The 1,584-nt window shown below is 30.1% G+C and carries 1 protein-coding gene and 1 pseudogene; both read left to right on the forward strand.

Features of this window, described 5'->3' with window-relative positions; genetic code table 11:
- Window positions 1-130: 130 nt before the first annotated feature.
- Window positions 131-1,063, forward strand: a complete 933-nt coding sequence (locus AC1DTM_RS25745) for a bestrophin family protein (protein ID WP_016105594.1) — start codon at window positions 131-133, stop codon at window positions 1,061-1,063.
- A 229-nt stretch (window positions 1,064-1,292) separates the two neighbouring features.
- Window positions 1,293-1,584 (forward strand): annotated as a pseudogene (locus tag AC1DTM_RS25750) (agmatine deiminase family protein); the annotation flags it as partial.

Consider the following 1,584-nt stretch of genomic DNA (forward strand, 5'->3'; position numbering starts at 1 on the left):
GAGTAAAGATATTGAAAGAAATAATTTTAACCAGTTTCATAATAATAGGGTTTATGATTCTACTATTTAATTGTATACTTTCGTAATTTTAAAGGATAAAAAGTTAAAAAGGGAAGAGGCTTTTGTAAATATGGTACATTACAATAATCAAAATAGTTTACATCAAATATTTACATTAAAGGGGACAGTTATAAGAGATATTTTCCCGCAAATTTTATTATATATATGCGTTTCAACGATAGTAACTGTGATTAATTATTATTATGTAGAAATAAAAATTAATCAAACTCCTTGGGTAATTGTTGGAGGGGCTTTAGGTCTACTGTTAGTTTTTCGTACTAACACTGCGTATGATAGATATTGGGAAGGTAGAAAGTTATTTGGCACGATTGGTGCTTGTACTAGAAATTTAGCAGTTAGTTTTTTATGTTATTGGGAGTCCGAAGGGAAAAAGAAGGATCAGGAAAAACTAAAATTTTTACATCTATTAATTGCTTTTCCAAAGATAGCGAAAGGACATTTGAGAGACGAAAAAGATTTATCCGAAATAAAAGCATTGTTTGATATTTGTTCTGAGAAGGAAAAAGAAATGTTGACTGAGTCTATTCATTTACCGATTAGTATAGTTTTTATGTTAAAAACTATACTATCAAAAGGTTTGAAAACGGGTCAAATTCATCCAAGTGCAATAATTAATATGGAAGCTGATTTGAATACTCTGCTTACGGCTGTGGGTGGATGTGATCGTATCAAAACAACGCCTATTCCTTTTGCATATTTTGCTCATATTAAAATTTTACTGCTCATATTTTGCGGGACTTTATCGATTGGTCTTGTTGATAGTCTTGGATGGTTTACAGTACTTGCAACTACGTTTATAAGTTTTGCATTTATAGGGATTGAAGCAATAGGGGTTGAAATTGAGGATCCATTTGGTCAGGATCCAAACGATCTTCCGCTTGAAGCAATTTGTATAGGGGTAGAAACGCATTTAGTGAATTTATATAATCAAAACGCTCTATCAGAAGTAATGGATTTGAATCTTGATAAAAAAATCATCTAATTCTTCATCGTGTACGAAGATTGAAATTTTAAAATCTTGTCAAGAGTCAGTTTATGGCTTAACGACGGCTTTATATTTTTTATATAAATATATAATATTTCTCCGTGCTATAATCCATTCATGAAATATGCACGTTTCAAAAATTGTAATGAAAAGAGAAATGAATTGGGGAATAGTTGGCGTATTGAAAACAGTTATTCAATCATTATTAAAAAGCGAGGTAAATAATATGGAACAAAAACATAATGGAATTATTTTTACTGCAATACCAGACGAATCGAATGAATATTATCGACCATTTTATGAAGACATTATTTATTTTAATGAATACTTAAATGAAAATAAAGCATTTACCGATCAACTTATATCTTTATCTGTTGAAGAGCAAGATTTTCATACAAACTTTTTTGAGTATGATGATATTTGGTTAAGAGATGTTGCACCAGTTGTAACGAATCATCTTGTTAAATTTAAATATCACCCAAATTATTTACCAGAGGATCAAGGGCGATATTTAGACC

The sequence above is a fragment of the Bacillus sp. P4_D3 genome (genome assembly GCF_056401855.1).

Bases quoted from the DNA above. Each gene is read 5' to 3' on its own strand.
- AC1DTM_RS25745 (WP_016105594.1), top strand. From the start codon at position 131: ATGGTACATTACAATAATCAAAATAGTTTACATCAAATATTTACATTA.